Source organism: Pedobacter frigiditerrae (assembly GCF_032678705.1).
Taxonomy (GTDB): domain Bacteria; phylum Bacteroidota; class Bacteroidia; order Sphingobacteriales; family Sphingobacteriaceae; genus Pedobacter; species Pedobacter frigiditerrae_A.
Genome location: NZ_JAVTSS010000001.1, coordinates 1,603,977 through 1,629,651, shown reverse-complemented (window position 1 = coordinate 1,629,651; position 25,675 = coordinate 1,603,977). Strand labels below are relative to the sequence as shown.

Annotated in this window: 26 protein-coding genes; 11 read left to right on the top strand and 15 right to left on the bottom strand. The window is 36.8% G+C overall.

Translation table 11 applies throughout. From position 1 onward, the window contains the following. Positions 1–3 precede the first annotated feature (3 nt). Genes moaA through R2Q59_RS06520 form a run of 3 tightly spaced genes read right to left on the bottom strand, consistent with a single transcriptional unit; the run spans position 4 to position 2,684 of the window. Positions 4–984, bottom strand: coding sequence for a GTP 3',8-cyclase MoaA (moaA, locus tag R2Q59_RS06530; protein ID WP_316784561.1), 981 nt, complete (start codon positions 982–984; stop codon positions 4–6). Further along, a complete protein-coding gene (locus tag R2Q59_RS06525) occupies positions 981–1,571 on the bottom strand; it encodes a nucleotidyltransferase family protein (RefSeq protein WP_316784559.1) in 591 nt (196 codons plus the stop codon). The genes moaA and R2Q59_RS06525 overlap by 4 nt, the downstream gene beginning before the upstream one ends. A 3-nt stretch (positions 1,572–1,574) precedes the next feature. Next, entirely contained in the window at positions 1,575–2,684 is a 1,110-nt protein-coding gene (locus R2Q59_RS06520; RefSeq protein WP_316784556.1) for an XdhC family protein, read from the bottom strand. Between the two features lie 366 nt (positions 2,685–3,050). Here R2Q59_RS06520 and R2Q59_RS06515 point away from each other — a divergent pair, with 366 nt between their 5' ends. The 3 genes from R2Q59_RS06515 to R2Q59_RS06505 are packed head-to-tail and all read left to right on the top strand — an operon-like array spanning position 3,051 to position 6,478. Continuing rightward, complete coding sequence (locus R2Q59_RS06515; RefSeq protein ID WP_316784554.1) at positions 3,051–3,701, top strand: hypothetical protein; 651 nt, start codon at positions 3,051–3,053, stop codon at positions 3,699–3,701. Between the two features lie 29 nt (positions 3,702–3,730). Continuing rightward, positions 3,731–5,989, top strand: a complete 2,259-nt coding sequence (locus R2Q59_RS06510) for a xanthine dehydrogenase family protein molybdopterin-binding subunit (protein WP_316784553.1) — start codon at positions 3,731–3,733, stop codon at positions 5,987–5,989. 30 nt (positions 5,990–6,019) lie between these two features. Continuing rightward, positions 6,020–6,478, top strand: a complete 459-nt coding sequence (locus R2Q59_RS06505) for a (2Fe-2S)-binding protein (RefSeq protein WP_316784551.1) — start codon at positions 6,020–6,022, stop codon at positions 6,476–6,478. Positions 6,479–6,802: 324 nt separating this feature from the next. Here the strand turns inward: R2Q59_RS06505 and R2Q59_RS06500 are convergent, their stop codons facing one another. Genes R2Q59_RS06500 through R2Q59_RS06480 form a run of 5 tightly spaced genes read right to left on the bottom strand, consistent with a single transcriptional unit; the run spans position 6,803 to position 10,534 of the window. Beyond that, a complete protein-coding gene (locus R2Q59_RS06500; protein ID WP_316784549.1) occupies positions 6,803–8,032 on the bottom strand; it encodes a PQQ-dependent sugar dehydrogenase in 1,230 nt (409 codons plus the stop codon). A 21-nt stretch (positions 8,033–8,053) separates the two neighbouring features. Further along, positions 8,054–8,662, bottom strand: coding sequence for a flavodoxin (locus tag R2Q59_RS06495; protein ID WP_316784547.1), 609 nt, complete (start codon positions 8,660–8,662; stop codon positions 8,054–8,056). Between the two features lie 7 nt (positions 8,663–8,669). After that, complete coding sequence (locus R2Q59_RS06490; protein WP_316784545.1) at positions 8,670–9,521, bottom strand: aldo/keto reductase; 852 nt, start codon at positions 9,519–9,521, stop codon at positions 8,670–8,672. Positions 9,522–9,578: 57 nt separating this feature from the next. Next, entirely contained in the window at positions 9,579–10,043 is a 465-nt protein-coding gene (locus R2Q59_RS06485; protein WP_316784543.1) for a nuclear transport factor 2 family protein, read from the bottom strand. 23 nt (positions 10,044–10,066) lie between these two features. Next, the gene (locus R2Q59_RS06480) at positions 10,067–10,534 is read right to left on the bottom strand and encodes a cupin domain-containing protein (protein ID WP_316784541.1); all 468 of its coding nucleotides are present in this window, start codon (positions 10,532–10,534) and stop codon (positions 10,067–10,069) included. Positions 10,535–10,789: 255 nt separating this feature from the next. On the opposite strand from R2Q59_RS06480, the gene R2Q59_RS06475 reads away from it, so the two are divergent. From R2Q59_RS06475 to R2Q59_RS06460, 4 genes are all read left to right on the top strand, one after another. Then, entirely contained in the window at positions 10,790–11,857 is a 1,068-nt protein-coding gene (locus R2Q59_RS06475; RefSeq protein ID WP_316784538.1) for a sensor histidine kinase, read from the top strand. Then, the gene (locus R2Q59_RS06470; RefSeq protein ID WP_316784536.1) at positions 11,847–12,602 is read left to right on the top strand and encodes a LytTR family DNA-binding domain-containing protein; all 756 of its coding nucleotides are present in this window, start codon (positions 11,847–11,849) and stop codon (positions 12,600–12,602) included. The genes R2Q59_RS06475 and R2Q59_RS06470 overlap by 11 nt, the downstream gene beginning before the upstream one ends. A 659-nt stretch (positions 12,603–13,261) precedes the next feature. Then, positions 13,262–13,723 carry a phage tail protein gene (locus R2Q59_RS06465; RefSeq protein ID WP_316784534.1) on the top strand — a complete coding sequence of 154 codons (462 nt, stop codon included), beginning with the start codon at positions 13,262–13,264 and terminating at the stop codon, positions 13,721–13,723. Between the two features lie 53 nt (positions 13,724–13,776). After that, entirely contained in the window at positions 13,777–14,523 is a 747-nt protein-coding gene (locus R2Q59_RS06460) for an alpha/beta hydrolase (protein ID WP_316784532.1), read from the top strand. A 145-nt stretch (positions 14,524–14,668) separates the two neighbouring features. On the opposite strand, the gene R2Q59_RS06455 is transcribed toward R2Q59_RS06460, so the two are convergent. From R2Q59_RS06455 to R2Q59_RS06425, 7 genes are all read right to left on the bottom strand, one after another. Further along, a complete protein-coding gene (locus tag R2Q59_RS06455; protein ID WP_316784529.1) occupies positions 14,669–17,596 on the bottom strand; it encodes a GH92 family glycosyl hydrolase in 2,928 nt (975 codons plus the stop codon). 3 nt (positions 17,597–17,599) lie between these two features. Continuing rightward, positions 17,600–18,046 carry a hypothetical protein gene (locus R2Q59_RS06450; protein WP_316784527.1) on the bottom strand — a complete coding sequence of 149 codons (447 nt, stop codon included), beginning with the start codon at positions 18,044–18,046 and terminating at the stop codon, positions 17,600–17,602. A 172-nt stretch (positions 18,047–18,218) separates the two neighbouring features. Beyond that, the gene (locus R2Q59_RS06445) at positions 18,219–18,959 is read right to left on the bottom strand and encodes a copper homeostasis protein CutC (RefSeq protein ID WP_316784525.1); all 741 of its coding nucleotides are present in this window, start codon (positions 18,957–18,959) and stop codon (positions 18,219–18,221) included. Between the two features lie 12 nt (positions 18,960–18,971). Continuing rightward, the gene (locus tag R2Q59_RS06440; protein ID WP_316784522.1) at positions 18,972–20,003 is read right to left on the bottom strand and encodes a N(4)-(beta-N-acetylglucosaminyl)-L-asparaginase; all 1,032 of its coding nucleotides are present in this window, start codon (positions 20,001–20,003) and stop codon (positions 18,972–18,974) included. A gap of 6 nt (positions 20,004–20,009) precedes the next feature. Beyond that, the gene (locus R2Q59_RS06435; protein ID WP_316784520.1) at positions 20,010–20,813 is read right to left on the bottom strand and encodes a nitrilase family protein; all 804 of its coding nucleotides are present in this window, start codon (positions 20,811–20,813) and stop codon (positions 20,010–20,012) included. 26 nt (positions 20,814–20,839) lie between these two features. After that, positions 20,840–21,985 (bottom strand): methionine aminotransferase, encoded by a 1,146-nt coding sequence (locus R2Q59_RS06430; RefSeq protein WP_316784518.1) that lies wholly within the window; start codon positions 21,983–21,985, stop codon positions 20,840–20,842. Positions 21,986–22,021: 36 nt separating this feature from the next. Next, complete coding sequence (locus tag R2Q59_RS06425) at positions 22,022–23,224, bottom strand: multidrug effflux MFS transporter (protein ID WP_316767058.1); 1,203 nt, start codon at positions 23,222–23,224, stop codon at positions 22,022–22,024. A 132-nt stretch (positions 23,225–23,356) separates the two neighbouring features. Here R2Q59_RS06425 and R2Q59_RS06420 point away from each other — a divergent pair, with 132 nt between their 5' ends. From R2Q59_RS06420 to R2Q59_RS06405, 4 genes are read left to right on the top strand one after another with little or no spacing between them, the layout of a single operon-like run. Continuing rightward, a complete protein-coding gene (locus R2Q59_RS06420; RefSeq protein WP_316767056.1) occupies positions 23,357–24,127 on the top strand; it encodes a queuosine precursor transporter in 771 nt (256 codons plus the stop codon). After that, the gene (locus R2Q59_RS06415; protein WP_316767054.1) at positions 24,127–24,474 is read left to right on the top strand and encodes an MmcQ/YjbR family DNA-binding protein; all 348 of its coding nucleotides are present in this window, start codon (positions 24,127–24,129) and stop codon (positions 24,472–24,474) included. The genes R2Q59_RS06420 and R2Q59_RS06415 overlap by 1 nt, the downstream gene beginning before the upstream one ends. Beyond that, complete coding sequence (locus R2Q59_RS06410; protein ID WP_316767052.1) at positions 24,475–24,873, top strand: BLUF domain-containing protein; 399 nt, start codon at positions 24,475–24,477, stop codon at positions 24,871–24,873. Positions 24,874–24,931: 58 nt separating this feature from the next. Further along, positions 24,932–25,642 (top strand): DUF421 domain-containing protein, encoded by a 711-nt coding sequence (locus R2Q59_RS06405; protein ID WP_316784515.1) that lies wholly within the window; start codon positions 24,932–24,934, stop codon positions 25,640–25,642. The last annotated feature ends 33 nt before the right edge of the window (positions 25,643–25,675 follow it).

Here is a 25,675-nt window from a genome sequence, read left to right as displayed (position 1 = left end):
GGCTTATCCTCCAATGGTAATCATGCTTCTGTTGTGTAGGGTTGTGGTATCAATTTGCTCAAAGTGTTTGTCGAGCTGACCACCTAATTCTTTTTTCTTGCTTAAAATAGAAGCGTGGATAAGCGGTAACACATCTTCATTATTGCGTAATGCAGTTAATAAATCTGTTTCTCCATCGCTAAACAAGCAGTTTTTCAATTTCCCATCGGCAGTTAAACGCATTCTGTTGCAAGTGTCGCAAAATGGAGCAGTCATGGTACTTATAATGGCAAATGACCCTTCGTGACCTGGTATCATGAAACTTTTAGCAGTATCGTGTGGCTCGGCCTTAACAGGAAGAATAGTAAAATCTTTTTCTATCACTTGCAATATCTCAGCTAAAGAGAACATTTTATTACTTGTCCATCTATTTCCGCTGAAAGGCATAAATTCGATAAACCTGATCTGCAAAGGATGATGTTTGGTCCAGTCTATAAAATCCTTGATTTCGTCATCATTTAGTCCCTTCATCACCACCATATTGATTTTTACCTTTAACTTATGTTGTAGTAAAAGTTCGATATTGCTGCGTACCTGATGGAAAAGATCGCGACGGGTAATGAGCATGAATTTCTCAGGCTGTAAGGTATCTAAACTAATATTGATGGATTTAATGCCTGCAGCTAAAAGGGTAGGTAACAGTTCAGCAATTCTTGTCCCGTTAGTGGTAATGACCAATTCGACAGGCAATTTCCCTAGGTTGGAAATGATTTCTGCTGCATCTTTACGAACCAGCGGCTCTCCACCCGTTAACCTTATTTTTTTAACGCCTTGTGCTACAAATAACTTAGCCAAACTTAGAATTTCATCAGGTTGCATTAACCTTGAGGCAGGCGTAAAATCATAATCCTCTTCAGGCATGCAATAAAAGCAGCGGAAGTTACAGTTATCAGTCAATGATATCCGTAAGTAGTCATGCACACGTCCAAAAGAATCTGCTATCATTGTTGTTTGGTTAAATTATCGTAATCTGCCTCAGTATCTATGTCAATAAATCCCTTTTCAAAAGAGATGCTTTTTACCTCATTTGGATGGTGTTTGATGAGGTGTTTCGCTCCAGTATCTCCAGTCAAATTCATTAAATCTGTAAAGTATTTCTTGTTAAACAAAACAGGCGTGCCTATTGTGTTTCTATATTTGCTAGCAATAATATGATAAGCAGTATGCTCTTTCTCTGCTATCAACTGCATTAAGGTTTCTGCGGTTAAAAATGCTTGGTCAGAAACTGTAATGATTACATTCTCCATAGCTGGATTAAGTTTTAGTAATTCAGCTAAACCAGCTTGAATACTTGTCGACATTCCCTTTTCCCAACTTTCATTAATAAAGTAATTGATATTAGAACGTTGATGTGCAGCCGAAATTTCATCAGCATAAGCGCCCAACACCGTTACAATAGCGCTAACTCCTGTTCCTATAGCAGCTTCCGTTGCTATTTCCAATAAGGATTTTCCTTTGTAACTCAACAGTTGTTTGGGTTTTCCCAATCTGCTAGAGTTTCCTGCTGCTAATATAATGATGCCGTTGTCCATTCCTTAATTTATTTCGTGAGTATGAATGGAATTTTTCTTGTTTTTTAATGATGTTGCGCCTGCACCTGCAAAAAATGCTTTGATTTCTGCAATGATGGAGATAGCAATTTCTTCTGCCGTTTCTGCGCCAATGTCTAATCCAATAGGGCCGTGAACTCTATGCTGGTTTTCTTCTGTGTTGAGGTTCAACTCATCTAGCATCCTTACCAATTTTTTCTTTGGCCCGAGTGTCCCGATATAAGGTGCGTTGGTATGTAAAAGCAGGTTTAACAATTCAGTATCATAGTTGTAATTGTGAGTCATTAATGCAAATGCAGTTTGTCCATCAATTTCAACTTTGTTCATTAAATCATTAGGTTTTGCAATTAAAACCCTGTTTGCATTCGGAAAACGTTGTGTTGTTGCATGTGTTGGTCTACCATCCACAACGGTCACTTCCCAACCTAATAAATAAGCCATTTGCACTAAGGGCTGCACATCATTCCCCGCACCTGCAATAATCAAAGAAATAGGAGGGCTGGTATATTCAAAAAAAGCTTCATAAGAAAGTCCATTAATTTCTAAAGCCCCAAAATGGGAGGTCTGACCAAGCAATATTTGTTGAGCTTTTTCAGATATTTCTTTTGAAATTTGATCTGGCACAATTGAACTTATTTTCGCTTTGCGATACAACATAATGCTTCCCAGTTGCTGTTGATGTTCGGTAGCAAATAGCGTAACCAACACAGCACTTTCGCGTTCTGCTACTAAAGCTTTTAATAGGTCGATTGGATTATTGGCTTCCTTACTATTTATAGGTTCAAATAGTATATGTACAATCCCATTACAGCCTAATTGTACACCAAATTTAGCATCGTCTTCATCAGTTGTATCATAGGTAACCAGTTTTTTTTGTTGCTGATGAATAGCCGAAAGTGCTTTTTTCAAGGCATCGCCCTCTAAACAACCACCACTAATGGCACCGGTTAATAAGCCATCATCAGTAACCAACATTCTGGCTCCTGGTCTGCGATAAGAAGATCCTTCTACCTTAACCACAGTAGCTAAGGCCGATCTCTTGTTGTCTTGTTCCGCTTTGCTATAGGCTTTTAATATTTCTGCAATCTCTTTCATCGCTTTTTGCTGCTGGGAATTTAGCTATTTTTTTTACGAATGGCTAGAAAACCTTTCATTTTTACATGATTTGGTCAAAAGCAAATTAAAAGATTTATAATGGCAATTACGTTTTTAATAGACCACTAGAGAGATTTACTAGATAGCTTAAGGTTTTTACGCTATAAACAATATAATGAGTAATTGGTCTATTGAACATAAGCATTCATCTATAAGTTTCCCCGAACCGTCTATCAGTGAAGAAGGAATAAAGAAAAATTTGCTTATTTGTATACTATAAAGTTAACGAATTTTGGTAATTTTAAAGAAGAACAATAAAGGCTAAATAAGCAAATATCTCTAGAGGAGCTCACAAAAATAGATAAAATGGACAACCAAGAAAAAAACAAACATCGCTTTTCAGGCCCTTTAAGAACATTTGCAGTGGTAGGTATCTTGTTATCTGCGGCCGCCCTAATGGCCCTTGGCGCTGGCTCAACTTTGAAGAAAGCCGAAGCAGCAATGCCTGTGCAACAAGTAAAAAAGGACAGCGTGACTTCTGTTAAGGCATTTCAACAAGTTTATCGCGTATTGATGAGCCCACGCTGTATGAATTGCCACCCTGCTGGAGATGTTCCTTTGCAAGGAGAAGATAGCCATTTACACGCCATGTTACCTAAAAGAGGTTTAGATGGAAAAGGTGTTACCGCAATGAAGTGCATGAACTGTCACCAACCGACAAACACTCCTGGGAAAAACACGCCTCCAGGCGACCCAAACTGGCATTTGCCACCTGCAAATATGAAAATGGTTTTCCAAGGACGTTCTGCTTACGAGTTAGCTAAACAATTGCTTGATCCAAAACAGAATGGAAACAAAGATCTTAAAAAATTGATTGCTCATGCTGACGATGGTCTGGTTAAAGCAGGCTGGAATCCAGGTGAGGGTAGAGCATTACCTCCTTTAACCCATGCAGAATTCAAAAAAGCTTGGGTTACTTGGTTAAATACTGGAGCTTATGCTCCAAAAGATAAATAGATTTCAACGAAAGACAAACGAATCCAATTATGGAAAAGACCAATACTGATTACGGCAGACGTTCCTTTCTCAAAGCCTCTGCTCTTGTGGGTGGTGGAATGATGATTCATTTCAGCGGCCTTGCCAAACTTGCACTACCAAAGAATGGTGAGACAGCTGTTCTGGAGCAATGGAGCGAGCTAAATGGTTACATTAAGATTACCCCTGATAATATTATCAAACTCATCTGTCCCAATCCAGAGTTTGGTCAAAACGTAATGACCTCACTTCCAATGATGGTAGCTGAGGAACTTGGTGTAGATTGGAAGCAAGTAATAGTTGAAATGGGACCACATGATAGCGTAAAGTTAGGTGCTCAGTTTACTGGTGGAAGTAATTCCATGCGAATGTACTGGAGGCCATTACGTGAAGCAGGTGCAACAGCTCGTCAGATGTTAATGCAGGCAGCTGCGAATACTTGGGCAGTACCTTTAGAAGAAATCACAACCAAAGCAGGTATCATTTATCATGAAAAAAGTGGCAAAAAAGCGAAGTATGGAGAATTTGCCTCAAAAGCTGCAGTCATAACAGTTCCAAAAGGAGTTAAGTTGAAGTCTGTTAAAGACTTCAATGTGGTTAGAAGCTCTCAGAAAAATGTAGAGGGAACAAAGATCATTACTGGTAAACCGCTATTTGGACTCGACTACAAACACGAGGGTATGTTAATTGCAATGATCCAGCATCCACCTGCTTTTGGAATGAAACTTAAATCTTTTGATGCTGCACAAGCTTTAAAAATGCCTGGCATACGTGATGTATTTAGCATGAAACTTTTTGAAGATGGATTTGAACAAGGTGGTTTTGATGTTCGTACATTCAATGATCTGCTGGTTGTAGTTGGTAAAACGACTTGGGAAGTCATGAATGCAAGAAAGAAGCTCATTGTAGAATGGATGCCAGCAGGCGATACCAAAAACACGATGGGAGGAAGGAATGGTAAGCGAGAAGTTATCGTTCCAGGAGAATTGGAAGATACCAGGGTTCAGCACGAAAAGATGAAGCAATATGCTGCCAAACCAGCCCAACAATTACGCAAGGATGGTGATCCAGAAACTGCTTTCAAAAATGCTGCACAGATTATAGAACGTACTTATACAGCACCTTTTTTGGCTCACAATTGTATGGAACCAATGAATTTCTTTGCCCATGTAACAGATGAAAAGGCATTATTAGTTGGTCCTTTACAAGCTCCAGGTTGGACAGAGCCTACATTGATGAAGGTGTTGAAGCTTCCTGCTGATAAAATTGAAATCCAGATGACCCGTATGGGTGGTGGTTTTGGTCGCAGAGCTTATGGACATTACCTTGTAGAAGCAGCCCTTATTTCTAAAAAAACTAAATCGCCAATAAAACTCATTTATACTCGTGAGGATGATACTACCTATGGAATCTATCGTCCCATGTACACAGCAACTTATAGGGCTGCACTTGACGCAAATAAAAATCTAACGGCCTTTCATCTTAAAGGTGGTGGTATACCAGAACATGCAGTACACGCTAATAGGTTTCCTGCTGGTGCAGTAGATAATTACCTTGCCGAAGGCTGGCAAATTGCATCTAACATCACAGTGGGTGCTTTTAGGGCACCTGGTTCTAACTTCGCGGCAGCAGCAGAACAGTCTTTTTTAGATGAACTAGCTGAAGCAATGGGAAAAGATCCAATAGATTTTCGTTTAGAGTTGCTTAAACGAGCAAAGGAAAATCCGGTAGGAAGAAACAATGATTATAATGTAGATCGTTATGCAGGTGTACTACAATTGGTAAAGGAAAAATCAGGGTGGAATGGACCAGAACAAGGTAAATATAGCCGTGGTGTTGCCGCTTATTTTTGCCATGCTTCTTATGCTGCCCATGTTGTAGACATGACTGTTAAAAACGGACAACCTTATGTGGAGAGAGTATTTAGTGCTGTAGATTGTGGTATTGTTATTAACCCAGATGCGGCTGCTAACATGGTACAAGGCGCAGTTGTAGATGGAATTGGAAACAGTTTATATGGTGGTCTCACGCATAAAGAGGGCTTGGTAGAAGAAAGCAATTTCCATAAGTATAGGATCATTCGCATGCAAGAAGCACCTAAAAAGATAGAGGTTTCATTTGTACAAAACGATATCGATCCAACTGGCTTGGGTGAACCACCTTTTCCACCTGTATTCGGAGCTGTGGCAAATGCGCTATACAAAGCAACTGGCAAACGCCACTACCAACAACCTTTTTCACTAGTACAACCTGAAGTGCCTAATGTTTAATCCTTTTCTATCATCATTAATATTCATTATATGATTACGTTAACCATAAATAAAAAGATACATAAAATAGATGCAGACCCTAATACACCTTTGTTATGGGTGCTGCGGGATATTGTTGGTCTTGTAGGAACCAAATATGGATGTGGAGTTGCCCAATGTGGTGCCTGCGTTGTGCATCTCGATGGTGAGGCTGTTCGCTCATGCGTAACCAAAGTAAGTAGAGCACAAGGCAAAAAAGTAGTTACAATTGAAGGCTTATCAGAAACAGGTACTCATCCATTACAAAAAGCTTGGTTAGATTTAGATGTTTCTCAGTGTGGTTATTGTCAGGCTGGTCAGATCATGTCTGCAGCTGTTTTATTAAAGGAAAATAAAAATCCTACCGAGCAAGATATAGACGATGCGATGTCTGGTAATATTTGTCGTTGCGGCACTTATCTCCGTATTCGTGAGGCTATCCAACTGGCAGCAAAACAGCAAGAAGGTTAGGCATTGAAACGTTTTTGAGAATAATATTTTAAGGCATCCAAAATGGATGCCTTTTTTGTATCTAAATATTTCTAACTGGGAGTTTAACCACCAGCCTTTCCAATAGCATTAGGATTGCCAGACACATATAATAAGTTATGTATATATCTTGCCTACAATAGCATTATGATTGCCAGTCAAGCTGGCAATGACGTAGTTTGTTAGAGAGCTTCGTAAGCCTTCAAAATCCCAAACTTGGAGATGTAGCGTCGGCTTTTAATTTACTTCATTCCAGTAAAAAAGATAATCTTGAAAGATTATGAATACCTATGATACTTAAGTAAACTAATTCTTGTCTATTCGATACAATCTTCCCTGATCTGTAATGGCATAAAGAGCCCCGTCTATTCCTTGGGTAATGTCCCTAAAACGCTGACTTACATTTGCTAGTAGTCTCTCTTCTCCAGTTACTACATTATTGGTGATCACTAACCTTACGATGTGCATCCCACTCAATGAGCCAATGAAAAGATTATTTTGCCACTCAGGTACGCGATTACCACTGTAAAAGGTCATGCCACTTGGCGATACTACCGGATCCCAATAATAAACTGGCTGTGTCATTCCACTCTGTGCCTGTATTCCAGTTAGCACTGGTTGTCCACTATATTCCAATCCATAAGTGATGGTTGGCCAGCCAAAGTTTGCTCCAGGCTGCACACGATTAATTTCATCTCCACCTCGAGGACCATGTTCACTTTGCCAAATATCTCCGCTTACTGGGTGTATGGCTAGTCCTTGCGGGTTTCTATGACCTATTGAATAAAGTTCTGGAAGCGCACCAGCTTGGCCGATAAAGGGGTTGCCTGCTACAGGTTGTCCATCCTTAGTAATTCTAACTACTTTTCCGATAGAAGCATTAGTCAACTGCGCTTGGGCACGAGTAGCATTATCAGCACGCTCCCCAAGGCTTGCAAAAAGATTACCGTTTCTGTCAAATATCACTCTTCCCCCATAATGGTTTACTCCTGAATAGCGGGGACTTCCACGAAAAATAACAGTAGCGCCCTCGATAGAAAGTTCGTTTGTAGCCAATCTTCCCTTAGCTATGGCAGTAACATTTCCACCAGTTCCTGGTTCCGAAAACGACCAATAGACCATGCGGTTGGTAGAAAAATCTGGATCAAGACATATTCCAAGTAAGCCACCTTGTCCACCAGCATTAACAGTAGGAATACCCGTGTTGATTTCACTTACGACCCCAGCGCTAGTTACGATACGCATTCTTCCTGCCTTTTCTGTAATTAGAAAGCGGCCATCAGGCATTGCTGCAATTCCCCAAGGTGCTGTAAGCGAAGAGGTAACTACATTTGTACTATAACTTGTGGTAGTTTTTACAGCCGCTATTCGTGTCTGACCTGTAAAGGCAGGTTTATAATTCGAATTTGGTGGCAAGGTTTCTACAGATGGATTAGTAGGTACAGGTTCTTCAACAGGTGCCGTTTTATCTTTCTTTTTGCAAGATGTGGCCAACATTAAACTGCTCGCCATAAGGATAATAAGATAATTTTTCATATCAATTTATTTTAACTTCCATTACTTAACCAATTTTATTTTCTGCAACCAAGCCTTCACTTCATCTGCTGTCTTTCTTTCTTTATCGCCCTGCATTACAAATTTAACCCCATCTCGTTCAATACCTCCTGTAGTAGAGTAACCTTCTAGTACGGTGCTGTTAGGACTGAGCTGTTTTACCGTTTCAAAACCGCTGCCTACACCATAACCTGCATTTGTATTAAAAGGGATAATTGTTTTACCACTAAAATTATATTGTTTTAAAAAGGTCTTCATAGGAGGTGGTATTTTCATACCCCAGGTTGGAAAACCTATGAAAATTAGATCATAGCTCTCGACGCTGTCGATTTTGGTCTTTAAAGCAGGCAGATAATTACTGTTATTTTCTTTAACAACCTGAGCTACGTGTTGCCCATAGTTTTCTGGGTATGGTGTAACTAACTCTAGGCCTATTAATTTTCCGCCAACTTCCTTTTGTATCCGCTGAGCTACGGCTTCAGTATTCTTGGTTCTAGTCAGGTAAACGATCAATACCTTTTTATCTTTGATAGATGAGGATTGCGCATTAGCTACACTTATCATTCCTGAAATCAGTATTAAAATCAAAAGGTATTTTTGCGCAACTTTCATTTCTTCCTTAATTGCTCAATTTTCTTTCTCCAAGCCATTTTACCATTTTTGGATCGCGATGGTCGAAGAAGCTGCTAGTGCCTGAATCCAAGGTTTTGATTAATTCCATGTCTTGTTCGCTTAGCTCAAAATCGAAAATATCAAAGTTTTCAGCCATACGTTCTTTACGTACAGATTTAGGAATAGCAACTACGCCCCGTTGTGTAAGCCAACGCAATACTACCTGAGCAATAGATTTGTTATACTTTTCGCCAATTCCTTTTAATAATTCGTTGGTAAAAAGATCGTTCTTACCTTCAGCAAATGGACCCCATGATTCAATTTGTACATTGTTTTCTGTTAAGAAATCTTGTGTTTCATGTTGTTGATGAAAAGGATGTGTTTCAATCTGATTTACAGCAGGTAAAATTTCATTATGGATGATCAGGTCAGTTAACCTATCGGGATGAAAATTGCTAACCCCAATTGCCTTTATTTTGCCTTCTTTATATAGTTCTTCCATCGCTCGCCATTCCCCATAAACATCACCATAAGGCTGATGGATAAGATAAAGATCTAAGTAATCCAATTGAAGATTTTTCAAAGAGGTTTCAAATGCTTTTTTTGCTCCCTCATATCCGTTAGACTGTATCCATAACTTAGTAGTAATGAAAAGTTCTTCTCGTGCTACTCCACTGGCTTTAAGTGCCCTACCAACAGCTTCTTCATTGCCATAAGACTGCGCAGTGTCAATCAAACGATACCCAGTTTCAATAGCTTCTAATACACTTTTTTCGCACTCTGCAGGATCAGTTACCTGAAAAACACCAAAACCTAATATTGGCATTTCTATTCCGTTGTTCAATTTTATTTTTTGCATAAATTTTACGAGCGCTTGTATTAATATAACAACATTGGTGTTGTTGATGTTTTGCTTTTAAGGTTTAGTAAGTTTAACAGGCCTTCTTTGAGTTGAGAACGTGAGTTGTGCTAATCTCCATTTACCATTTTCTTTTAAATAAACTTCAGTTACCATAAAGGGATTGATTACTTCATTTCCACCTACTACAGCTAAGAGGTCAAGGTCATTAAGTACAATGGCTGTATTGCCCAAAATGTTTACTGAGGCAGAATAAACTTCTGCTTTTTTATACCAAATAGAACCACTTTTAATTACTTCTAATTCACGAGCTTTATCCCATTTACCACTCATGTGTACAAACATCGCTTTGTCTACAAAAAACGCATTCAAAGTATCTACTTTTTTGTCGGCCATCCAAAGCCATTTCGCTTTAGAAAGATCAAGTATTTCTTGTTCTGCCTTAGAAGGTGTAGTTGTTTGGGCAGCACAAAATTGTGCAGCCATAAATAATACCAATAGGGAAAGAATTGTCTTTTTCATTTTTAATTGTTTTTTATAGGTTATTAGTTTTTACTGTTATATTCTTCATCAGTAACCGCTTGTCCAGCTGTTGCGCCACCTTTATCTAAATTTGGAGTAGCTACCGTGTGCGACATCACTCCATCTGGGGATGCGCCATGCCAATGCATCACATTTGGAGGGCAGATTACTGCTCCACCCTGTGGGATAATTTGTTTTGCTTTACCTTTTTCTTGATACCAGGCCGTTCCTTGTGTTACCACGATAAATTGTCCGCCAGCATGTGAGTGCCAAACAGTACGTGTTTTTGGTTGAAATGTTACTTTCGCTGCACCGCAGTTAAAATCTGGGGGAGTTGGCATCCGTTCTACGGTAGCAGAACCTCCAGTAAAAAATGATGGATTTTGGGATTGATTAGGTCTGGTTGAGGCAGTTGAGTCGGTTCGTATTTGCGCATTGCTATACTGTATAGCGGTAATGGTTAGTAAAATTCCGATGATTGATGTTTTCATATTTTAGTAGTTATTTTTCTTGCTTTCTTCAAAGCAAAACAATCTTTTTGGTAAATAATTTTCTAATAGACCATTCGGGATTTAGCCTAGACCGTTAGCTGTTTTCAACCGATGGGTAATTTTACCATATTTCAAAGGGACGTAAAGCTTTATTCGTCTATGAATTAGTCCAAACTATCTATTACTTGCCAACAATTCAGATAAAATCAGTCTTTTTGTATCTTCAACTAAATTGGGAGTTGATTACATTTGGATATGAATAGAGATAGTCGGATTTTGAAGGCAGTATTTTCGATAGACTTTGTGGTGATGGCCTCATTGTTTTGTTGGCTGGTTGTTCAATTAAATAGCTATTCGACCATGCCTTGGGAATTCTGGCTTAAGCAGGTGGTAGAAAATGCATCAATAGCGGCACTTTATTTTTGTAACATCTATCTGTTTTTCCCGAAGCTATCTAATAAATATTGGGGAATACCCTATCTATTGATACTCATTTTAACCATTTGGTTCATGGTACAGGCTAATATTTGGTTTGCCGATACGATAGGCATTAATGAGATTTTTGCCAAACTATATGATAAACCAGGAAAGCCTTATGTGCCAAACTACCATTGGACAAAAACTTGGATTACTGGTCTATCTATACTTGCGCTTGCTCTTAGTTGGGTTTCTGTAATTGCAAAAAGATTGCAAAAGAAACAACTTGCCTATGAGGTTTCTGAGAAGGAAAGGGTAGGTGCCGAGCTAGCTTATTTAAAAGCACAAATCAATCCGCATTTTTTATTCAATACACTACATACCATTTATGCATTGATGGATACCAATGTTAAATCAGCAAAAACTTCCATTTATTCCCTTTCACACATGATGAGGTATGTGCTCTACGATACCAAAAATGAGCAGACTTCCCTGTTTAAGGAAATGGATTTTATTGAAGACTATATTGCCTTGATGAAAGTTCGCATAGCTGAAGATGTACAAGTGATTTTTGATAGAAAACCAGGTTTGAGAGATTTACCTGTAGCTCCAATGCTTTTCCTTCCGTTTATAGAAAATGCTTTTAAACATGGTATCAGTGCTGTTAATCCAAGTTATGTTTATATTGAACTAGCAGAGAAGGATGGAAAGCTGATGCTTGAAGTTCGTAATTCACTTTTCGTAGGACTTGCAAAACAACTAGAAGACGACAAAGGCATCGGCGTTGCCAATACCAGAAGGCGTTTAGATTTGATTTATCCAAACAGATATGAATTGACAGCAGAACCTGATGATTTTGCAAAAGAATTTGTGGTGACTTTAACTTTAACAATAGATGAGCATTAATTGTATAGCAGTAGATGATGAACCAGCAGCGCTGGAGTTAATCGCATCATATATTCAACAAACGCCATATTTGCATTTAGCAGGTAGCTACAATAATGCCATATCTGCATTAAAAGAAATACACGAGAATCCTAGTTTAAGCCTTATTTTCCTCGACATCAGGATGGCAGATTTAAGTGGTATAGAATTGGCACGTATCATTGGTCAATCAGATAAAAAGAAAAACGTAAGGATTATATTCACCACAGCCTATGATCAGTATGCACTTGAAGGTTTTAAGGTAGATGCATTAGATTATCTGGTGAAACCCTTCAGCTACGTAGATTTCTCTAAGGCTGCCGAAAAGGCGAAGGATTATTTTTATATGTATGAAAATAGTTTACAAAGTGCCACCTTTGAAACCAGATTAGCACAAGACCAAAGACCTTATATCTATTTAAAAGTAGAACATCAGTTGGTAAAGACTGACGTAGACGACATTCTTTACATTGAAGGTTTAAAAGACTATGTTAAGGTGTACCTACGCTCTACAGAAAAGCCTTTACTAACACTTACTAGCCTTAAACGACTTCAAGAGAAATTACCTGCCGAAATGTTTTTACGCCTGCACCGCTCTTTCATTGTGGCAACAGCCGCTATCAAATCGGCTAATAAAACTTCTGTCCAAATAAACGATATCACCATACCTGTAAGCGAGCAGTTCAAAGAAGATTTTAATAATTTTCTGAATAAGTGGGTTTTGTAGAGAGGATAAACGTTTTTCGTCTGTCGAGCAACGATAAACTAACAACGCTTTAAACAGGGTCTAAAATGTCGCTTGGCATTACTTCTCCCTTTATCAAATCGTCTCTTTGACAGAACTTATACCGATTTTGCAGCCTAGATTTATTAATGAGTTGTTATTGTTTTTAATGGAATTAATGAGCTCACTGAAGGGCTCGGTTTTGCTTCTTTTCATCAATGGAATATTGCGAAGCATTTTTGAACGCCCCTAAAATATACTAGCGTGAAAAACAGAAAGCCATTCGGCGGCTAACCGAGGCAAGGCTGAGCATTGGAATAAATAAAATAGAACTGGCAAGTGCAAGTGGAGGACTAGCAACTGCCAAGCTAGGCGTAACGCTTTAAGATTAGCTGTGCAATAGCATTACGATGCCCTCCCGATAGCTATCGGGACAAGCTGAGCATGACGCACATAGTAGTATAGGCAACTTCGCAACCCCTCAAAACCCCACAATCCTTTCCCAAGTACGAATACGGCCTTAAATGCACCTGAAGCCTGCCCGCCGGCAGGCAGGGAGATTAGTTAATTGTTTAAAGAAATAATCTTCTCTCTAAATTAATGCTAAAACCTTATATTGGATTTCAAATCAGTAATAAATATAAACTCAATTCAACACAATCATGGTAGAAGATGGAAGCAAACAAGACTCAATATGGCCAATGCCTAAGTTTAGATTCGAGGTAGACTTAGGAACTGAGCTAAAAGGCGTAGCCTTTCAAGAAGTTAGCGGAATGGATGTGGAAACTCAGATAATAGAATACCGCAAGAGCAATAGCAAATTGTTTTCTACAGAGAAAATGCCAGGAATTACCAAATATGGAAACGTAACAATGAAAAGAGGAATTTTTGTTAACGATAATACTTTCTGGAATTGGCATGCTGAAATCAAGATGAATACCATCAAGAGAAGAACCATTGTAATTAAGCTGTTGGATGAGGCAGGTAAAATAACAATGCAGTGGACGCTTAGTAATGCTTGGCCTACAAAAATTACGAGTACTGATTTAAAATCTGATGGAAACGAAGTAGCTATTGACACTATTGAAATAGCACATGAGCAATTAACCATTACGAATGGCTAGTGTAGCATACGTATTTTGTAATTAAACAATTATCCTAATTCAAAAAATATAAAATGAAATTTAAAAATTGGTTATCCATTCTGTTAATAGGTGTATCGTTACAAGTATTTGCCCAAGAATCAAAAAAAACAACTTATGTAATTGTTCATGGTGCTTGGGGTGGTAGTTATGCCTTTAAAAAAGTAGATTCCATTTTAACTGCCAAAGGCTGTAAGGTTTATAGACCATCCTTAACAGGGCAGGGAGAAAGGGCCCATTTGGCATCAGCGGATGTTAACCTTAGCACACATGTTAAAGATGTGGTGAACCAAATTCTTTATGAAAATTTGTACGATGTGGTATTAGTTGGTCATAGTTATGGGGGAATGGTGATTACAGGAGTTGCAGATAGCATTCCTAATCGCATTAAAAAAATGATATATCTAGATGCCTTTTTACCCAATGACGGCGAAAGTGTAGCTACGTTATTTAGTGGAAAAATGGATGGTTTAATTAAAAGTCAAGTAAATGGTTTTTTAGTTCCAGCTTGGGTTAAGGCAAGTCAGCCAATACCAAAAGATGTACCTCAATCGCTTAAAACATTTACAGAAATTCTTCATTTAAAAAGAGGAGTTTCTACAATTCCTGCACAATATGTTTTAACTGTAGCTAAAGGCACGCTTCCTGAAAATGATGACTTCGCTTCACAGGCAGGGCGTGCAAGAAAAAGAAAAATACCCGTTGAGGTGTTAGAAGCAGACCATAACCCACAAGTAACCGCTATTGTTCCCCTTGGTGAGCTATTGTATAAAATTAAATAAATGCATAATTTATGGAAGAAGTAGGGATAAGCGACTTTGCTATCGATATAAAACCGTGAAGTGATTACGCATAGCAAAGCAATCTTTCCTGCCAAATAGATTGCTTCGGACGATAAAAAACCGAACCTAGAAATGACTTGTATAGTTATTTAACAGTTATCTCATCAAAAAACGTGTGTGCTTTTCCACCGGCGCCTTCGTGCCAAGTAGGTAGTTCTCCATAATTTTTAGCGATGATTTTAATGTATCGGCAAACTGCATTAACTTTTATACCCAACTCTTTAATTTGAATATTATAATCTTTTGCATCAACTGGAGCTTTTACTGTCCCAATTAATTTGAAACTCATATCGTTTCCTGCAATCCAAAATTCTGTTTCTGGCGGAAAAACAATCCAAGCATTTGTATCTTGTAATGCGCCAATGCTTACAGAGTTTACTTGCTGGTCTTTGCCTAAATCTAAAATAGCTTCAAAATCTTTACCCCAGAAACCTTGCCACCTGTTGCCAACTCGCCAATTAATTGCACCTCTAACTCCATCAATTAAGGCATCGTTTCCTCCGCCAGTAAAGCTTTTATTAATTTCACTGTTAGTTTTTATGGTGTAGTTATTGTTAATCTTTTTATAAGTCGCGGTGCTTACATAACTTGTTTTAAAACCTTTTTTATATGCAATGGCATTTACGGTTGCATTTTTATCTATGCTAAATGAAGTAACATATTTTGTCGAATTTTGACTTGGAGTACTTCCATCTAGCGTATAATAAATTTCAGTATTGGCTAGAGCAGAAGTAATGCTAACTTGTGCTTTATCCTTAAAAGTTTCTTGCGGACCATCAATTATTGGATTCGGAACAATCAGGTTTTCTGTAATTTTCATCACAGGTTTTTGTAGACTGTTCAAGTATTTCATATCAGGTGTAGCCGATAAAGCAAAGTTTAAATTTGCGCCTTTTGCTAAATCAGTAAAGTTTAAGAATAGCTTTTTATGGGGTTTTCCATTTAAAGAAATTCCTTTGATGTAATAATTAGCATTAGTTTTGGCAGGAGCAGAAATGATGATTTTCTTTCCATTCTCTAAACTAACCGTCATCTTTTTAAACCAAGGCGTACCAATATTGTACATGTTGTTTCCTGGTGAAACTGGATAAATTCCCATCGCACTCATCACTAACCAAGCACTCATTTGTCCGCAATCTTCATTTCCAGACAAACCATCAGGCTGGTCATGATACTGCTCATTCATTATTTTGTTGATATAATACTGCGTTTTTTCAGGATGTGAGGTGAAATTAAAAAGATAGGCCATGTGGTGACTTGGCTCATTTCCGTGAGCATATTGACCAATTAAACCTGTAATATCACTTTGGTCACGACCAGTTAAGCCTTGTTTCGTAGTAAACAATTCATCTAGCTTTGCTTGATAAATTTTCTCTCCACCCATCAAATCTATATGCCCATTAATGTCTTGTTGGGTACTAAAACTGTAATGCCACGAATTACCTTCGGTATAATTATTATTTACCTCTGTTGGGTTAAAGGGTTTCCACCAACCACCATTATTTCTAGCTCTAATATGCCCAGTTGATGGGTCATAAACATTCTTCCAGTTTTGGGCTCTAGTGATGTAGGTCTGATAATCAGCCTCTGCACCAATCATTTTTGCAAACTGTGCAATACACCAGTCATCATAAGCATATTCTACTGTTTTAGAAGCGCTTTCGTGTTCTATATCAGCTAATACTGCACCATTTTTTGCGTAAATATCTATGCCAAATTGTTTGCGATTTACTGCGTGTTTCATCGCTTCTAAAGCAAGTTTTGTATCAAAACCTCTAATACCTTTTGCATACCCATCAGTAATTACCGGAATAGCGTGATTGCCAATCATACAAAATGTTTCATCGTTAGCTAAAGGCCAAATCGGTAATTGTCCGCCTTGTTGGTGCATGGCTAAAAAGGTTTTGATAAAATCTAAAGTGTGTTTTTTATCGATTAATGTGAGCAATGGATTTTCAGTTCTATAAGTATCCCACAAAGAGAAAACAGTGAAATATTCAAAGTCTTTTGCGGTATGAATTTTATTGTCTAACCCACGGTATTTACCATCAACATCCATATACAAATTTGGATTAAGTAAACTATGGTAAAGTGCAGTATAAAAAGTAGTTAATTGTTTTTTATTAGTGCTTTCTGCATCAATTTTAGAGAGCTCCTTGTTCCAAGCAATTTTAGCTTTAGCTAAGACTTTTGCAAAGTCAAATCCATCAATTTCAGCATCTAAATTTTTTAATGCGCCCTTATCATCAACAGCAGAAATGGCAACTCTAGATAGAATTGCTTCTTGGTCGCCGGTAGCAAACTGTATGTATAACTTGATGTTTGTTCCTTTTGCTTTTTTAATTCCTGGCTTCAATTCATCATCAACTACAATTCCGTAAGATTTGAAAGGTTTGTTATAACGAACGTGGAAATACAACTCTTGTCCAGTTGCCCAAGCTTTCGATTTTCTATAACCTTTAATTTCCCTGTCGTTAACAACTTCAATCCAACTGTCTAAAACCTTATCTCTGTGTTTTAAATCGATAATGACATTTGCTTCGTTAGATTTTGGATAAGTGAATTTGTACAATCCAGAACGTCTTGTAGCGGTAATTTCGGCTTTAACGTTGTACTTATCTAATAAAGTGCTGTAATAACCAGTACTGGCTTTTTCATTTTTCTTTTGAAAAGGAGAAGCATACTGTGTGTTTATAAATTGAGGTTTCCCAACTGTTGGCATAAACAAAAAATCACAATAATCTGGAATTCCTGTTCCGCTTAAATGAGTTTGCGAAAATCCGTAAATCGTATTATCGGTATAATGATAACCAGAACAGCCATCCCAACCTTCTAATCTTGTATCTGGTCCAGGTTGTATCATCCCGAACGGCAACGCAGGGCCAGGATAAGTATGACCGTGACCACCAGTACCAATAAATGGATTTACATATTGATTATAATCTCTTTTGGTTTGGGCATTTGCAAAACTTACAAATAGCAAGATGGCAGTAAGTATTTTAGAAAACTTCATTATTTAGTTTGTAGAGGGTTTTATTTCAATTTTTTTCATTCTAGAAAAAGGATAACCATTGCAACCTTTTTTAGGATTTTGTCTATCAGCTGAAGCAGTTTGCTCAGCAATAGCATCAGTTTCGGCATCATAAGCTGTTAAGCAAAAACCCCATAGGTATGGTGCCATTCCAGTAAATATCATGTAATCGATACGAGTATATTTATGGCCATCGGTTTTGTTTCCAACATCATTTTTAGCGACTAGGTATTGCTTTTCAGGGTTCCACTTTATGATATGGTATTTTGTTTTGGGATTTTGAACCCAAAGCGTATCATTTATTGTATAACTTATTCCGTAATCATCAGTAAAAGTTCCCAATGCAAATTCTGGGGCTTTTGGTTTGCCGGTTTGAGCATTGGCAATAAATGCAAATGTGAGAAGAATTATGAGGATGTTTAATTTTTTCATTTTATGGTTTTTGTAGTTTTATCGGCTGGTGTCTCCACCTGCCTAAACTTTAATTAATTTCTGTCGGTAATACCTCAACACACTATAGTTTATAAATAATTGTCCTACGCTCAAAGCAGATTGCTTCGGACGATGAAAAATCGATCCTCGCAATGACGTAAGCAATAAAAAATCATCCTAGTTGTTCTATCATTTTTTTAACCAATTCTGCTGAAGTTTGTTGGTATTGATATTCATCTTCAATACTTCCCATTTTGGTTGTTTGATTGCGATATTCCATTTTACTTTTAACAAATAATCTAGCAGATGAATGGAAGTTTATAGCACATGTTTGGGTTGCAATTTCTTGAATATTATTAGGATTTATTCCAGCTCCTGGCATGATTTCTATTCTGCCATTTGCTAGTTTGACCAATTCAGCTATAGCTTTAATACCTTCAACAGCATTATTTGCACCACCGGAAGTTAAAACCCTTACAAAACCCAATTCAATTAAATCTTCTAAAGCTTTTTCCAAATCATTACTCATGTCAAAAGCCCTATGGAAGGAAACAGGCATTGGTTTTGCCAAATCTATAAGCTCAGCACAGCGTATTTTGTCTATTTCGCCATTGGCTAACAAAATACCAGTTACAACACCATCGCAGTTTAATGATTTACAGATTTTGATGTCTTCTTTTATCAGCTCGAATTCATCATTACTGTATAAAAAATCTCCACCTCGTGGACGAATGATTGGCCAAACTTGAATATTTAGCTTTTTCTTACACAATTTGATTTGAGCATAACTAGGAGTTGTTCCGCCTTCAGCCATATTTTCACAAAGCTCAACACGGTTTGCGCCACCTTTTTCCGCTTCAAGGGCTGAAGAAAATGAATTAGCGCAGATTTCAAGCGTATTAGATAAAGTCATTAATGCTTATAATTAATAATAACTTTTTCCTTTAATAACTAAATCTTGCTTTTGGCTATCGCAAACTGCATAACTAAACCCTTTTTGAATAGCATAGGCTCCGTATTCTCCTTTTTTATTTAAAGCTAAAAAGCCAACTTGTATATTTTTAGCAGTTTCTGGTTTTTTTCTAATGATACGCATCACTGCTTCTTTACAAGCATCTTCTGGCGAATAACCTTGTCGCATTAATTCTACAACCAAGAAAGAACCTACGTTTCTTACAACTTCTTCTCCAACACCTGTTGATGTTGCTCCACCAATTTCATTATCAATATATAAACCAGCTCCAATTATCGGGCTATCGCCAATACGACCGTGTAACTTATAAGCCATTCCGCTTGTAGTACAAGCGCCAGAAAGATTACCTTTTGTATCCATAGCTATCATCCCAATAGTATCATGATTATATTTATTGCCAGGCAATTTATTCGGAGCAGCCTTATCGTAAAGTTTATTCTCGATATTTATTACTGGCTCGTATTTAGCTGTTTTTAACCACTCTTTCCAAGCCTTTTCTGATGAAGGAGTAAGTAAGTTAATTTTCTTAAAGCCTTGTTCTAAAGCAAATTGTAAAGCACCATCTCCAGCAAGCATTACGTGAGGAGTTTTCTCCATTACCTTACGTGCAACCGAAATTGGATGTAAAATATGTTCTAATGCTAAAACGGCTCCAATGTTTCCATTTTCGTCCATGATACAGGCATCTAGCGTTACTTTTCCATCTCTATCTGGCAAGCCGCCATAACCTACAGATTGGTTACTTTCATCAGCTTCTGGAACCCAAACGCCTTGTTCAACTGCATCTAAAGCTCTACCATTTTTGCTTAAAACTTTCCAGGCATCAGCATTTGCTGCAACACCGAAGTCCCAAGTAGAAATTACGATTGGTTTATTAATAACAGTTGTTGATGATGGTAATGTATTAGCTATGCTCTTTTTGTCAATGGCCAATAAGGCCGTAGATAACGCAGAGGCTTTTAAGAATTTTCTTCTATTGAACATTTGTAATTAACTTATAGTGTAGTTATCAGCATCTTTTAAGAAAGGAAACTGTCTTCTGGTTTTTTCTAAATCTGGGTAGTTGATGCTGAAAGTATACAAATCTTCATCTTCAGGTTTGTAATAAACCGTATTTCCGTAGGGATCAATACACATGGAGTGCCCGCTATGGTAAACCTGATTGCCATCATGACCAACACGATTTACTGCAATTACATAACTTTGATTTTCTATAGAACGAGCGTGAATTAATGTTCTCCAATGTGAAGAACGTTTATCTGGCCAACTGGCGATTAATAATAGAATATCGTACTCAGCATCTTTATTTCTCAACCAAACAGGAAAGCGTAAATCATAGCAAATTGCCAATCTAATTTTCCAGCCTTTTAACTCTACAATTAACGGTTTCTGACCAGCGGTGAAATGTTTGTCTTCATCGCCCATGGTAAATAAGTGATGTTTGTCATAGAACTGATAATCGCCAGACGGCAACATCCAAATCATTCTATTATAAAAATTCCCGTTTTCTTTGATGATTAAACTTCCGGTAATTACGCAATCATAGCTTTGTGCTGTTTTAGCAAGCCATTGCATTGTTTTTCCGTCCATTTCTTCGGCTAGCTCTTCGGCTTTCATTGTAAAGCCAGTATTAAACATTTCTGGTAGTACAATTAAGTCGGTTTTTTCTCTAACACCTCCAGATAATCGTAAGGATATATTTTGAAGATTCTTATCTATATTTTCCCAAAACAAATAAGCCTGAAATACAGTAACCTTCAGGTTTTGTATGTTTAAATATTGTGGACTTTCCATTTTATAATTTTTTATAGGGATTAAAATTATATTTTCATTAGTCTTTCAACAGCCTGTTCTAAAGTGCTTTGTTCTTTGGCAAAACAGAACCTTAATATTTTATCTTCTGTGTTTTTGGTATAAAAGGCAGAAACGGGGATACTTGCCACACCAAACTCAACCACTAATCTTTTTGCTATTTCAGTGTCTTTCTCATCGCTAATTTCTTCGTAGCTCACGCACTGAAAATAAGAACCTTTACAAGGTAATAATTTAAATTTAGTCTCACTTAAAAGCGATCTAAAAAAATCTCTTTTCTGTTGAAAGAAACCAGGTATTTCTTTATAAATATTTTCACTTTTTAAGTAATTGGAAATGCCTAACTGCATAGGGGTATTAACGCTGAAAACATTAAATTGGTGTGTTTTTCTAAATTCTGCTGTGAGTTTAGCAGGAGCTAGGCAATAACCTAATTTCCACCCTGTGGTATGTAAAAGTTTACCAAAAGAGGCAATTACAAAACTTCGTTCTTGCAATTCTGGATATAGTGAAACGCTGTGATGTTGCGCACCATCATAAATGATATGCTCGTAAACTTCATCGCTCAAAATTAAGATATCAGTGTTTTTTGTTAGCTTAATTAAGGCATCAATGTCTTCCTTACTTAAAATACTTCCGGTAGGATTTTGAGGACTATTCAAAATAATCATCTTGGTATTGGCTGAGAATGTTTTTTTAACCATTTCCCAGTCTATTTTATAATCTGGAGCATGAAGTGCAAACGGCTTAACAAGTCCGCCAAATAATTTGATGGTAGGCGAGTAGCTATCGTATGCTGGTTCAAAAATAATTACCTCATCTCCAGGATTAATTACAGCTGCAATCGCTGTAAAAATAGCTTGAGTTCCGCCTGCTGTTATGGTAACTTCAGTATCTGGATTATATTTAGCGCCGTAAAACTCAAATGCTTTCTCTGCTATTATTTCCCTTAAAACAGGCAAACCAGGCATCGGTGCATATTGATTATGCCCATCATACATTGCATCAGCAACAAATTTTATCAGCTTAGGGTCTGTAGCATAATCAGGAAAACCTTGCGATAGATTAATTGCATTATGTTCTTGGGCCAATTTAGACATCACCGAAAAAATAGTGGTGCCCACTGTAGGTAGTTTAGAATTTATAGGTATCATGTACCACGAAAATAGTAATAATACTATAAAATCTAATTATTGATTTATTGTGTTGGGCTTAATTTTTCTTCTACCAATTAATAAAAACAGTAATGCCAATAAAGCTGCGATAGTCATAACTGCTGGCATTGGCCACATTACATCTGCTGCAAACATACTAATAGCTGCAGATGCTAAAGCACCTAAACCCATTTGCAACGCACCCATTAAAGCAGAGGCGCTACCTGCATTTTTTGTAAATGGAGCTAAAGAAAGTGCTGAAGCATTCGGATTAATAAAACCTAGGCAGCCTAAAAATAGAGCGATAAAAACAATGGTTACGTAAAGATTTAATAGATTATTTAACGCTGCAATTAGAAATAATATGCTTACCAAACATTGTAAGATTAATGCCCAAAAAACTATGTTTTTGCTGCTAAACCATTTTAAAATAAAGCTGTTAACTTGGCTAAAGCCAATAAAGAATACTGATAAGATTGCAAAAATCCATCCATAACCTGTTTCACTTACTTTATATAAATCCATAAAAACCACAGGTGATGAAGATACATAAGCAAACAAGCCACTAAAAGTAATAGCGCTAACTAATGCGTAGGTATAAAAGCTTGGTTCCTTTAAAACAACAAAAAAGTTTGTTAAAATTGGTTTTGGTTTTAAGGAATATGTTGGGTCTGGCTTATAACTTTCTGGCAATAACCAAATTGTTGTAATTAATAACAACACCGCCACTAAACTTAAAAATACAAATACAGATTGCCAACCTAATGCAGTAATTAAATAACCACCTGCGGTTGGAGCTAGCATTGGAGATAGCGCAATAACCAATAATAGTGATGCAAACACTTTAGGACTTTCTTCTACCGTGAATAAATCTCTAACCATTGCAATTGAAGCTACCGCAGCTGCACAACTTCCAATCGCCTGAATAAATCTTAAAATAATCAGTTGGTCTATCGAGGTTACAAACAAACAGCAAAGCGATGATAAGATGTAGAGTATTAATCCAAAATAAAGTGGTTTTTTCCTTCCATATTTATCTAGTAATGGCCCATACAATAACTGACCTGCAGAAATACCGATAAAGAAGCTAGAAAGCGACAAAGAAACCTTTGGAACATCTGTATTTAAATCTTTAGCTATTGCCTTAAACCCTGGTAAATACATATCTATAGAAAATGGTCCTAACGCTGCCAAAGAGCCTAATATTAGAATTATATAGAAAGATTTAGATTTTGCCATTATATTTTTGAGAGCTGCAAAGATGAAGATTTGAGATTTCCTGCAAGTCTGTACTGTGTAAAAATAGAAAGATTACAACTTGAACAGCTACTAGAATTTCGTTTATATTAAAATAGTTGTATTTTAGCTAACATGACTTTTAAAACCAAAGAAAGCCGATTGCTACTTGTTCTAGGTGCATTTTTTGTAGCCAATGCTATTTTATCAGAATTTATTGGAGTTAAAATTTTTTCAGTAGAAGAAACGTTAGGATTTAAGAAATTTGACATTAATCTTTTTGGTGTTCCTAATCTATCATTCAATATGTCTGCAGGTGTATTAACTTGGCCAATCATTTTTATAATGACAGACATTATTAACGAATATTTTGGCGTAAAGCAGGTTAGGTTTCTTTCTATTTTAACAAGTATATTAATAGGCTTTGCCTTTTTTGTAGTATGGTTGGCTATGAAACTACAACCATCAGATTTTTGGGTGATGCAGAAAGTGGATGGGCAGGATATTAATATGTTAGTCGCTTTTGATGCAATTTTTGGACAAGGAATGTGGATTATAGTTGGCTCAATCACAGCATTCTTAATAGGACAAATGGTTGATGTTTTAATCTTTCACAGAATTAAGAAATTTACAGGAGAGAGAGCGCTTTGGTTAAGGGCAACTGGGTCTACCATATTTTCTCAATTGATAGATAGTTTTGTAGTTATTTTCATAGCGTTCTATTTAAATCCAGCTTATCATTGGAGTTGGCAAATGGTTGCTGCAATTGGCTTGGTTGGTTATACCTATAAGTTTATTGTTGCCTTGTTAATGACACCTATTTTATATCTAGTTCATGGCGTAATTGATGGTTATTTAGGTAAAGATTTAGCCCACAGAATGATAAAAATGGCAGGAAGAGGATAATGCAAGATAAAACTTTATTGGCTTTAACATTTATTAGGCAGGTTGTGCTAAGCCTACCTGACGTTTATGAGCAAATTTGTTTTGATACACCAGCTTTTTATGTAAACAAGCATATCTTTGCTAGGTTAAAGGAAGATGAAGAAAATTTAGTCGTTCATACTATTGAACGAGAAAAATGGATGGATAAAGACCCAAAAACATTCTTTATTACTGATCATTATCTTAAGTATAAATATATGCTAGTGAACCTAGATAGAGTAGAACCGGAAGATTTAAAACAGCTCTTATTAACCGCTTGGGAAACAAGAGCAAATAAAACAACATTGAAGAAATTAACATTAAATTAGATGTATTATTATCTATTATATTTTGGCATCGCCAGAAATCCATTTACCGAAGAGGATTTTAATTCCTTACTAGAACAAGCAAGGTCTAGAAATGAATCATTAGATATAACGGGTAAACTTTTGCATTGTGAGGGAACTTTTATACAATTACTGGAAGGCAAAAAGGAAAATGTAGAAGAAGTTTATCAATCAATAACAAAAGATGATAGACTAATAGCGATTAAAACCATAACCGTTGGAGCAGCAAGTGAAAGATATTATAAAGATTGGAGCATGGCGTTTAAAGATGTTACGATGGCAGAAATTAATGAAATAGAACACTGTTCGCATCATGATGTGGCTACATACATTAAATCTGCCAGTGCTATCAAATTGCTGAAGCTACTTGTTGTAGCATAAAATAGTTTTTTTAAACACAAAAGGGTTTATAGAATGTTATGCTATAAACCCTTTTTTAATGCTTTTTATATTACAAAATTTCTTAAAAGATTTAGAGAAACTATTAATAGGAGATGAAGAATGGATCTTTATCCCCGAAATAATGATCCGTACACTAATAATGTACTTAATCGTTCTTTTTAGTTTAAGAGTTTTAGGGAAACGAGGGGTAAAACAACTATCTGTTTTCGAACTTGTTGTGATAATTAGTTTAGGCTCTGCAGCTGGCGATCCAATGTTTTATAAGGAAGTAGGCTTAATATCAGCTGTTGCGGTATTTTCAGTTGTAGTTTTAGCCTACAAGGTAACTTCATATTTTGTAAACAAAAACAAAAAAGTAGAGCAATTATTAGAAGGCAGTTGTACTTGTTTAATTAAGGATGGAAGATTTTCAATAGATAATTTCAAAAAAGAAACACTTGCTCAGGACGAATTTTTTTCTGAATTGCGTTTGCAAAGCATTTCACATCTCGGACAGGTAGAGCTTGCGATAATTGAAACTTCTGGAAGTGTGAGTGTATTTTTCTATCCAAATGAAGCAGTTAAATATGGCTTACCGATTTTACCAGCCTTATTTTGTGAAAAACATATCGAAATAAAACAAAAAGGCCAATATTCTTGTAGTTTTTGTGGCCATACTGAGCAACTATCGCCGAATAAGAAAACTACTTGTAAGGTCTGCAAAAAAACAGAATGGGTAACATCACTGAACAATAAGAGAATAACTTAATATTATTTTATGAATATAATTGAAAAACAATAA

Excerpts from the sequence above, each read along its gene's own strand:
- moaA (WP_316784561.1), bottom strand. The coding sequence starts at position 984 with ATGATAGCAGATTCTTTTGGACGTGTGCATGACTACTTACGGATATCA.
- R2Q59_RS06525 (WP_316784559.1), bottom strand. The coding sequence starts at position 1,571 with ATGGACAACGGCATCATTATATTAGCAGCAGGAAACTCTAGCAGATTG.
- R2Q59_RS06520 (WP_316784556.1), bottom strand. The coding sequence starts at position 2,684 with ATGAAAGAGATTGCAGAAATATTAAAAGCCTATAGCAAAGCGGAACAA.
- R2Q59_RS06515 (WP_316784554.1), top strand. The coding sequence starts at position 3,051 with ATGGACAACCAAGAAAAAAACAAACATCGCTTTTCAGGCCCTTTAAGA.
- R2Q59_RS06510 (WP_316784553.1), top strand. The coding sequence starts at position 3,731 with ATGGAAAAGACCAATACTGATTACGGCAGACGTTCCTTTCTCAAAGCC.
- R2Q59_RS06505 (WP_316784551.1), top strand. The coding sequence starts at position 6,020 with ATGATTACGTTAACCATAAATAAAAAGATACATAAAATAGATGCAGAC.
- R2Q59_RS06500 (WP_316784549.1), bottom strand. The coding sequence starts at position 8,032 with ATGAAAAATTATCTTATTATCCTTATGGCGAGCAGTTTAATGTTGGCC.
- R2Q59_RS06495 (WP_316784547.1), bottom strand. The coding sequence starts at position 8,662 with ATGAAAGTTGCGCAAAAATACCTTTTGATTTTAATACTGATTTCAGGA.
- R2Q59_RS06490 (WP_316784545.1), bottom strand. The coding sequence starts at position 9,521 with ATGCAAAAAATAAAATTGAACAACGGAATAGAAATGCCAATATTAGGT.
- R2Q59_RS06485 (WP_316784543.1), bottom strand. The coding sequence starts at position 10,043 with ATGAAAAAGACAATTCTTTCCCTATTGGTATTATTTATGGCTGCACAA.
- R2Q59_RS06480 (WP_316784541.1), bottom strand. The coding sequence starts at position 10,534 with ATGAAAACATCAATCATCGGAATTTTACTAACCATTACCGCTATACAG.
- R2Q59_RS06475 (WP_316784538.1), top strand. The coding sequence starts at position 10,790 with ATGAATAGAGATAGTCGGATTTTGAAGGCAGTATTTTCGATAGACTTT.
- R2Q59_RS06470 (WP_316784536.1), top strand. The coding sequence starts at position 11,847 with ATGAGCATTAATTGTATAGCAGTAGATGATGAACCAGCAGCGCTGGAG.
- R2Q59_RS06465 (WP_316784534.1), top strand. The coding sequence starts at position 13,262 with ATGGTAGAAGATGGAAGCAAACAAGACTCAATATGGCCAATGCCTAAG.
- R2Q59_RS06460 (WP_316784532.1), top strand. The coding sequence starts at position 13,777 with ATGAAATTTAAAAATTGGTTATCCATTCTGTTAATAGGTGTATCGTTA.
- R2Q59_RS06455 (WP_316784529.1), bottom strand. The coding sequence starts at position 17,596 with ATGAAGTTTTCTAAAATACTTACTGCCATCTTGCTATTTGTAAGTTTT.
- R2Q59_RS06450 (WP_316784527.1), bottom strand. The coding sequence starts at position 18,046 with ATGAAAAAATTAAACATCCTCATAATTCTTCTCACATTTGCATTTATT.
- R2Q59_RS06445 (WP_316784525.1), bottom strand. The coding sequence starts at position 18,959 with ATGACTTTATCTAATACGCTTGAAATCTGCGCTAATTCATTTTCTTCA.
- R2Q59_RS06440 (WP_316784522.1), bottom strand. The coding sequence starts at position 20,003 with ATGTTCAATAGAAGAAAATTCTTAAAAGCCTCTGCGTTATCTACGGCC.
- R2Q59_RS06435 (WP_316784520.1), bottom strand. The coding sequence starts at position 20,813 with ATGGAAAGTCCACAATATTTAAACATACAAAACCTGAAGGTTACTGTA.
- R2Q59_RS06430 (WP_316784518.1), bottom strand. The coding sequence starts at position 21,985 with ATGATACCTATAAATTCTAAACTACCTACAGTGGGCACCACTATTTTT.
- R2Q59_RS06425 (WP_316767058.1), bottom strand. The coding sequence starts at position 23,224 with ATGGCAAAATCTAAATCTTTCTATATAATTCTAATATTAGGCTCTTTG.
- R2Q59_RS06420 (WP_316767056.1), top strand. The coding sequence starts at position 23,357 with ATGACTTTTAAAACCAAAGAAAGCCGATTGCTACTTGTTCTAGGTGCA.
- R2Q59_RS06415 (WP_316767054.1), top strand. The coding sequence starts at position 24,127 with ATGCAAGATAAAACTTTATTGGCTTTAACATTTATTAGGCAGGTTGTG.
- R2Q59_RS06410 (WP_316767052.1), top strand. The coding sequence starts at position 24,475 with ATGTATTATTATCTATTATATTTTGGCATCGCCAGAAATCCATTTACC.
- R2Q59_RS06405 (WP_316784515.1), top strand. The coding sequence starts at position 24,932 with ATGCTTTTTATATTACAAAATTTCTTAAAAGATTTAGAGAAACTATTA.